Source organism: Arthrobacter sp. STN4 (assembly GCF_024539665.1).
Lineage (GTDB): Bacteria > Actinomycetota > Actinomycetes > Actinomycetales > Micrococcaceae > Specibacter.
In genome coordinates this window covers 185,944-193,893 of sequence record NZ_JAKZGX010000005.1, presented here as the reverse complement: position 1 = coordinate 193,893, position 7,950 = coordinate 185,944, and the positions used below count along the sequence as shown (strand labels likewise).

At 58.7% G+C, this 7,950-nt stretch carries 8 protein-coding genes and 1 pseudogene; all 9 read left to right on the top strand.

The features are described 5' to 3' along the window. Positions 1-167: pseudogene (locus MMF96_RS06330) on the top strand (UTP--glucose-1-phosphate uridylyltransferase); the annotation flags it as partial. Between the two features lie 37 nt (positions 168-204). Then, a complete protein-coding gene (locus MMF96_RS06325; RefSeq protein WP_256882954.1) occupies positions 205-345 on the top strand; it encodes a hypothetical protein in 141 nt (46 codons plus the stop codon). Positions 346-487: 142 nt separating this feature from the next. Further along, on the top strand, positions 488-1,753 hold the full coding sequence (gene nhaA, locus MMF96_RS06320) for a Na+/H+ antiporter NhaA (protein ID WP_256882953.1): 1,266 nt from the start codon (positions 488-490) through the stop codon (positions 1,751-1,753). 84 nt (positions 1,754-1,837) lie between these two features. After that, on the top strand, positions 1,838-2,347 hold the full coding sequence (locus MMF96_RS06315) for a VanZ family protein (RefSeq protein ID WP_256882952.1): 510 nt from the start codon (positions 1,838-1,840) through the stop codon (positions 2,345-2,347). A 9-nt stretch (positions 2,348-2,356) separates the two neighbouring features. Next, a complete protein-coding gene (locus tag MMF96_RS06310) occupies positions 2,357-2,956 on the top strand; it encodes a low molecular weight phosphatase family protein (protein ID WP_256882951.1) in 600 nt (199 codons plus the stop codon). A 561-nt stretch (positions 2,957-3,517) separates the two neighbouring features. Continuing rightward, positions 3,518-4,504 carry a UDP-N-acetylglucosamine 4,6-dehydratase (inverting) gene (gene pseB, locus MMF96_RS06305; RefSeq protein ID WP_256882950.1) on the top strand — a complete coding sequence of 329 codons (987 nt, stop codon included), beginning with the start codon at positions 3,518-3,520 and terminating at the stop codon, positions 4,502-4,504. Positions 4,505-4,508: 4 nt separating this feature from the next. Further along, positions 4,509-5,636, top strand: a complete 1,128-nt coding sequence (locus MMF96_RS06300; RefSeq protein ID WP_256882949.1) for an aminotransferase class V-fold PLP-dependent enzyme — start codon at positions 4,509-4,511, stop codon at positions 5,634-5,636. Between the two features lie 10 nt (positions 5,637-5,646). Continuing rightward, entirely contained in the window at positions 5,647-6,384 is a 738-nt protein-coding gene (locus MMF96_RS06295) for a cytidylyltransferase domain-containing protein (RefSeq protein ID WP_256882948.1), read from the top strand. A 64-nt stretch (positions 6,385-6,448) separates the two neighbouring features. Further along, positions 6,449-7,858 carry a GNAT family N-acetyltransferase gene (locus MMF96_RS06290; RefSeq protein ID WP_256882947.1) on the top strand — a complete coding sequence of 470 codons (1,410 nt, stop codon included), beginning with the start codon at positions 6,449-6,451 and terminating at the stop codon, positions 7,856-7,858. The last annotated feature ends 92 nt before the right edge of the window (positions 7,859-7,950 follow it).

Here is a 7,950-nt window from a genome sequence, read left to right as displayed (position 1 = left end):
GCGTGTACGGTGTGGTGTTCCGGGGCCGGCGCTATGACACCGGGGACAAGCTCAGCTACCTCAAGGCCGTGGTGACCCTGGCCTGCGAAAGCGAGGACCTCGGCCCGGACCTGCGCGACTGGCTGGGAGAGCATGTCCGTCAGTTCCAGTCCGCACCCGTCGGGTAACCGCCGGGCTTGGTGGGGTGGAGGGGACATCAGGCACATGGGAATGAGGCGGCGCCGGCGGACGTCACAGCGTGGCGTTTACTACAAGGAGCGCTCCCGGCTGTGGGAGTACCTGCTCCTGGGCTTGCTGGCCGTGGCAGCCGGTGCAATGACGCTGTACGCCTACCTTCAGAGGTGAACCGGCGGCCGCGGTACGTGGGGACCGGGTAAACTCATACATAGGTGCGCCGGGAAGTCTGGTCGGCAATGTCATAGCCGTTCCCAAAGTTCCGCTGGCAATTGGCTGGAACCTTGACCCCGTAGAGAGTGCCGACCTGCCCATGAACCTGCCGCTCCCCCGCCGCATCCTCACACGCAGCAGCTATCCCGAACTGCAGCGCATCAGCCAGATCCTCCGCTCGGAAACCGTGGGCGGTGCCCTGCTGCTCGCCGCCACCGTGCTCGCGTTGGTCTGGGCCAATTCACCGCTCGCCGCCGGCTACTTCGCGCTCCGAGACTTCCAGATCGGCCCCGCGGCCTGGCACCTGCACTTGAGCCTGGGCGGCTGGGCGTCCGACGGCCTGCTCGCCATCTTCTTCTTCGTGGCCGGACTGGAACTCAAGCGTGAATTTGTGGCGGGCGACCTCCGCAACCCTGCCCGTGCCGTCGTGCCCATTGCGGCAGCGGCTGGCGGCGTGGCCCTCCCGGCGCTGCTGTTCACGCTCGTGAACCTCACCCAGGGTCCGGCCGTGCTGAAGGGCTGGGCCATCCCCACTGCCACGGACATCGCCTTTGCCCTGGCCGTGCTGGCCGTCATCAGCACGCACCTGCCCAGCGCCCTGCGCACCTTTCTGCTGACGCTGGCGGTGGTGGACGACCTCATCGCCATCGCCATCATTGCCGTGTTTTACCCGGGCGAGATGCACCTGCAGTTCCTCGCTTTGGCCGTCCTGCCGCTGCTGGCATTCACCTGGCTGGTGCAGAAACGTATCCGGTCCTGGTACCTGCTGCTGCCGCTGGCATTCGCCGCCTGGACACTCGTGCACGCCTCCGGCATCCATGCAACGGTGGCCGGCGTGCTGCTCGGCTTTGCCGTTCCGGTGGTCCGTTCCGCCAAGCGCGGCGGACCCGACGCAGGGCCCGGCCTTGCCGAGCACTTCGAGCACCGTTTCCGCCCGCTGTCCGCCGGCGTGGCTGTGCCGCTGTTTGCCTTCTTCTCAGCGGGGGTTGCCCTAGGCGGAGCAGCCGGGCTGAAGGCTGCATTCACCGACACGGTGGCCCTGGGGATTGTGGTGGCCCTGGTGGGCGGCAAGTTCGTGGGCGTCCTTGGCTCCACCTGGCTGGTCACCAAGACAACACGGGCTACGCTGGACGACGGTCTGGCCTGGATCGACGTTGCCGGCCTGGCACTGTTGGCGGGCGTGGGATTCACCGTGGCACTGCTGATCAGCGAACTCAGTTTTGGCGACGGAAGCCCGCACTACAGCCACGCAAAGGTGGCCATCCTGGCAGGCTCCGTCGTTGCTGCTCTCCTAGCGTCCGTGGTGCTGCGCAGCCGCAACAAGCACTACAAGCAACTCGCCAAAGCCCCGGTGGTCGAACCGTGAGCCGCTGGTCGAGCAGCGAGCTCTGCGAGCGCGTCGAGACCAACGCGCGCCGACACCAAGCCAACCCCGCCTAGAATGGAAACCGTGAATACCCACAGCCACCGCATTGCCGTTGCGCTGGCCGCCGCATATGTCCTTGCCTTGGCCCTGATCCTGTTTTGGCCCACTCCGGTAGACCGTCCCGTCGACGGCACCCTCAACGAGGTGATCCGCTGGGCCCACAGGCACGGGGTTCCGAGGGCGATTGGATATCACCAAGTCGAATTCACCTCCAACATTGCCCTGTTCGTCCCGATGGGCTACCTCGCCTCGGTCTGGTGGCGCAACAGCTGGGTCGGCCTGCTCACGGGATGCCTCATTTCCTGTTGCGTCGAACTGAGTCAAACCCTCTTTCTGCCGCACAGGGTCGGCTCCGGCTTGGATGTCCTCGCTAACACCATAGGCGCAGGGGTCGGCGCGGCCATATATTTCACAACGGAACGGCGCGTACAGTCGCGCAGAGGCCTCGTCGAAACTCCTGCGGTTGACCTTGTCGAAACCGTTGGGCTCGCCGAAAACGTTGCCCCGTCAAAACCACAAGTAGAAAAACTGTAGCCTAATCCCATGACCACCCCTCCCCCCTTCAGGATCCTGACAGTCTGCACTGGAAACATATGCCGCTCCCCCATGGCGGAGCGGCTTCTCCAGCAAGGCTTGAACTTAGTCACCCCGGGTGCGTACAAGGTGGAAAGTGCAGGCACCGGAGCCTTGGTCGGATCGGCCATGGAACCTCACATTGAAGGATACGTCCGGGTTATGGGCGCCTCGGCGGATAACTTCTCCTCCCGCCAGCTTACTCCGGACATCCTGGCCGCCCAGGACCTAGTCTTGGCCATGACGCGGGAACATCGTAGCCGCATTGTAGAAATGGCCCCGGCCCTGTTGAAGAAAACCTTTACGCTGCGCGAGTTGGCCAGGATACTTCCGCAATTACATACACCGAAGGATCTGGACGCGGCTGAACGCTGGTCGCACGTCATTCCCTTTGCATTGCGTGCTCGCAGCCTGCATGGTCAACACCCAGAAGACGACGATGTTGTGGACCCATTCCGCCGCAAGGACGAAGTCTATGAACGGATGCGCCGCGAGCTCACCCCTGCGGTTCAGGATCTAATCAAGTGGGAGCGGGCAAACGGTGGGGCGCTCCGTCCGCGTAAGAGGTAACGGAACGACTCTGGTGTTCGAATAGCGCCTCTTAGGCTGGTAAGTGAGGCATTCGTTAACATGCCTGGAGTGGCAGGCGGCACCGGTCTGGTGGGCAACGAAAAGCTCCATTCGTACTTCAAGTTCTGTCATGTCACCTCCAGTGAGCCGACTGGTGCCGCGCGTGTTCAGCGCCTCAGACCGAACTTCTCAGCGAGACTCAACAGCGCGTGCGGCGCCCTCAAACTCGCCAGCCTAAATATCAGCTAATCAATTTTGCACACGCCCTAGACCGTAAAGGCGTCGACAATGCTGCGCACGGAGTCGACGAGGCAAGTATGAACGCAAAATGAGAAGCCGTTAAATTCTATGGCTGACGTTACTGTCCATCCGACTCTGAGCAAAAAGTGGGCCGCATGACGCCCTTTTTCTTCAGAAGTACCAATACGCCACTTTAGCATAGGTACGCCTAAGGATGTAAAGTTGACCTGTCCCAGTAAGCTGGGCATGGTGCAAGCCTGATCGAGTCGGTCCCGTCAATTGTGCATACGAGCTAAAACGAAATTTTAGGTGGTTATAAAAATGTCTTTGTTAAGCGGTTCCTCTATCCTCATTACGGGCGGTACCGGCTCCCTAGGTAAGGCTCTCACGAAAGAGCTTTTGGAACATCATGGCGTCAATCGGCTGATCATCTTCAGTCGCGATGAATTAAAGCAGCTGGAATGCCGGCGAATGTTTAACGATGATTCGCGTCTACGATGGTTTATTGGTGACGTGCGGGACAAGGACCGTTTGCAGCGGGCCTTCCACAAAGTTGACTACGTGATTCACGCCGCAGCATTGAAGCAGGTTGATACTGCGGAATACAACCCTTTCGAGTTCGTCAAGACGAATGTGCAAGGGTCACAGAACGTCATCGACGCTGCCATTGACTCCGGAGTGAAAAAGGTCGTTGCACTTTCGACGGATAAGGCATCCAGCCCTGTAAATCTGTATGGTGCAACGAAGCTGTGTGCGGACCGCCTATTTATTTCCGGAAATCATTATGCCGCCGCCTATGACACACGGTTCTGTGTGGTGCGCTATGGCAATGTGATGGGATCGCGGGGGTCGATCGTGCCGATTTGGGCGAAATTGGCGGAGGCAGGCGAGTCGCTGCCGATCACTGACAATCGCATGACCCGCTTCTGGATTACAATTGACCAAGCCGCGAAATTCGTCTTGGATTCCTTTGAGATGATGCAGGGTGGCGAGCTTTATGTTCCCAAGATCCCGTCCGTTCGGATTTCTGAGTTGGCACAGGCCGTGGATCCCAATGCCAAGACTCATGAAATTGGCATCCGGCCCGGGGAAAAGTTACATGAAGAGATGATTGCTGCTGACGATTCTAGGCGAACGGTGTCTGTCGGAGATCGCTATATCGTCATGCCGCATGTGGCCGGGTGGGGGTATGAAAAACCCAAGAACGCCGAGGCCGTTAAAGACGGATGGAGCTACCAATCGGACGGGAATGAAGTGTTTCTTACCGTACCTAAACTTCAAGACATGATTTCTGCTGAAGGGTTTTAAGCCAGTGTTGCCGTACGGACGTCAGTCTATTAGCGAATCAGACATCGCGGCCGTCGCTGCTTCCCTCAGCAGCGACTGGCTGACAACGGGTCCACTCGTTGACAGTTTTGAGGCTGCCATCGCGGACGTCGCAGGCGGCACGCCGGCGGTCACTGTAACGTCCGGGACCGCTGCTCTTCACGTGGCCTACGCGGCCGCCGGAGTCAAGGCCGGTGATGAGGTAATCACAACACCGCTGACGTTTGTGGCGACGGCTGCAGCGGCAGCAGTGATGGGCGCCAAGATCGTTTTTGCGGACATCGATGAATCCACGGGCAATCTTTCCTTGCCGGCGGCGGAAGCGGCCATTACCGCGCGGACGACGGTTATCGCGGCTGTCGATTATGCCGGGCTTCCTGTTGATGGTCGCGGATTTAAGTCGTTGGCCCACACCCACGGTGCATTGTTCCTAGAGGACGCCGCGCATGCCATCGGCTCGTCTTTGAATGGTGAACCGGTTGGCCTGAATGCCGATCTGACGACCTTCTCATTTTTTCCGACTAAGAATATGACGACGGCAGAAGGTGGTGCTGTAGTCACAGCTAACCCCGATCTCGAGCTGCGTGCTCGGCGTTTCAAGGGCCAGGGTCTTATCCGTGAACGGGCTTCTCTGCGGTATCCGGATGAGGGGCCGTGGCATCAGGAAGTTCATGAGTTTGGCCTTAACTACCGGCTTCCTGACGTCTTGTGTGCGCTTGGCTTGAGCCAAATTGCGCGGCTTGGTGCATTTCGTGCGCGTCGGCAAGAAATCCACAACATCTATAACCAGGCATTTGCGGGGAATGAGCAATTGACAATTCCTGGCGTTGTTGAAGGTGCCGATCCTGCATGGCACCTGTACCCTCTTCGCGTGCCGGCGGACCGGCGGAAGGATATTTTCCTGCAGCTTCGCCAGCGCGGCATTGGCGTCCAAGTTAATTATATTCCGGCATACTGGCACCCGGTTTTTGAGGATTTGGGCTACAAACGCGGGATGTGCCCGAACGCTGAAATCTACTATGCCCAGGAGTTGTCCCTGCCAGTATTTCCGGGGTTGCAGGACGATCAAGTTCATTTGGTCATTGACCATGTGCTCGAAATCATTGGGGACTAGGAACATGGCCATGTCTTCAAGGGTTGTCGCCGTCGTTCAGGCCAGGATGGGATCCAATCGGCTTCCTGGCAAGGTATTACGGGACCTGGCGGGAACGCCCGTTTTAGGCTGGGTCGTCCGTGCAGCCAGCCAATCGTCGGGGATCGATGAAATTGTTGTTGCCACTTCCACATCTGCCCAGGATGATCCAGTAGCTGACTTTGCCCTCACCCAAGGCGTTCGTGTTGTCCGAGGGAGCGAAATGGATGTACTTGGGCGTTTCCTGATGGCTATTGAGGAGACCAATGCGGACGCGGTCGTTCGGCTGACTGCCGACTGCCCGTTGCTGGACCCTCGGGTGATATCGCAAGTTGTGTCGATTTGGCGAAATGATCCGCAGCTGCTGGATTATGTCTCGACGACTCAAAACCGTTCACTTCCGCGCGGATTGGATGTCGAACTGGTGACCTCCAGTGCGTTGCGGGCGGTGGGGAATCGGACTGAAGCCCACCACCGTGCCCATGTCACGAGCGCGGTATATGAGGCTGGCGCCGGGTTCAAGCTCGCCTCGCTGCAGTTCAACCCGGGCAGTGCGCAGTATCGCGTGACTTTGGACACTGAAGCTGACGCAGCCCTCCTTGATGCGTTGGCTCCACATTTGCAGGCGGTCCCGCCGTCGTGGCAGGAGGTAGTTTCGGTGCTGGAGGAATTCCCAGAAATTGCTCTCCTGAACTCTCATGTCGAACAGAAAGCGCTAACTGAGGGCTGAAATGCTTGTACTCCTGAGATTTGACGCGTCCAAGGATCAGGGACTGGGACATTTGGTCCGGTCGATGGCGCTGGCTGATGAAGCCCTTGCCAGCGGCTGGAGCATTGAGGTTTGCGGGGACATCGACAACCCTACTGGGTTGGAGATGATTGCTGCCAGGACAGAAATTGTGCATCCTGCACCAAGAAATTCCGACGAACTTGCCAGTCTTGCCTTATGCCGTAAGGCGAACCTCGTGCACATTGACACCTACAAGGAGCATGTCGGTCTGCGCGAAATACTGAACGCATCCGGAATACCGTTGTCGTCGATGGAAGACGCTACGAACGGGCGGCGTGCCGCTGATTTGATAGTGGATCCGTCTCCGGCCAGCGAACTGTCATTTCGTCCTGACGACGGAAGCATGCGCCTTTTTCGCGGCCTCAAAGCCATTCCGTTGCGGCGCTCGATTCTCAATCTGGGTACTGCATCAACGGATCCTTCCGAGGGTCGTAGGTTGCGCGTCATGATTGTCATGGGAGGGACTGACGCGAAAAACCTCACAAACTACATGGTCCAGTGTTGGCTTGACACGGGTCTCGACGCCGAATGTCATGTCGTGGCGCAGCCTGAGGCGTTCAGATCGTTGGATGCGAACATTCGTCGCGTACTGACGGTCCACGACCCCGGACCAGACATTCCTCGCTTCTTCCCGGAAATGGACCTCATCGTCACGGCATCGGGGACCACCATCTGGGAGTTGGCATACCTGGGAACGCCCATGGCAGTCCTTCAAGTGGTTGACAACCAGAACGAAAATTATCAGTTTGCAACATCCCAAGGTATGGCCATCGGACTCGGTTCTGTAGTTGCCGGATTGCCGCCACGGCAGGATGTCATCCAACGGTTGCGCCACGTTGGGACGTCGATGTCCGTGCGGGGCACCCTCGCTAGGCAAGCACAGAGTTTGGTTGACGGCTTAGGGAGTCGAAATATTATCGCGCAGTGGTCACAAGTGGCCGCACCACCGGTGGGGCCCGTGGCACGCCTCGCTACTGTGGACGATGCTTCGATCCTTTTTGAATGGCGCAATGACCCTACCGTTCGCGGCGTTTCCCGGAATGCGCGTGAACTGACCTGGGAAGGTCATATTGCTTGGTTGCAGAAGGTTCTGGCCAGTCCATTGCGGCTGCTCTTTATTGTCGAAAGCGGCCGGAAGCCGATCGGCACCGTACGATTCGACGCGCATGACACTGATGCTCAACGATGGGAGGTCTCCATCACCATCGCCCCGTCTCTACGCGGACGGGGACTGGGCAACGCGGTCCTTGCCTCGGGCGAGGCTTTCCTGTTCACATTGCAGCCGGAGGCACGGCTTTTCGCTGAAATGTTGGAATCGAACGAAGCTTCCTACCGCCTCTTCACTACGGCAGGATACAGCGGTTCAATAGTCGTTGCGAAAGGGCACCGTTGGCACTCCTTGGATAAGAAATGAAGGCGTTCTATAGACACGTTCTACGGCACCAGCAGGATGGACGAGGGTCCAACGGCTTCCGTAAACTCAACCTAGGGTTGAACATATGCGTG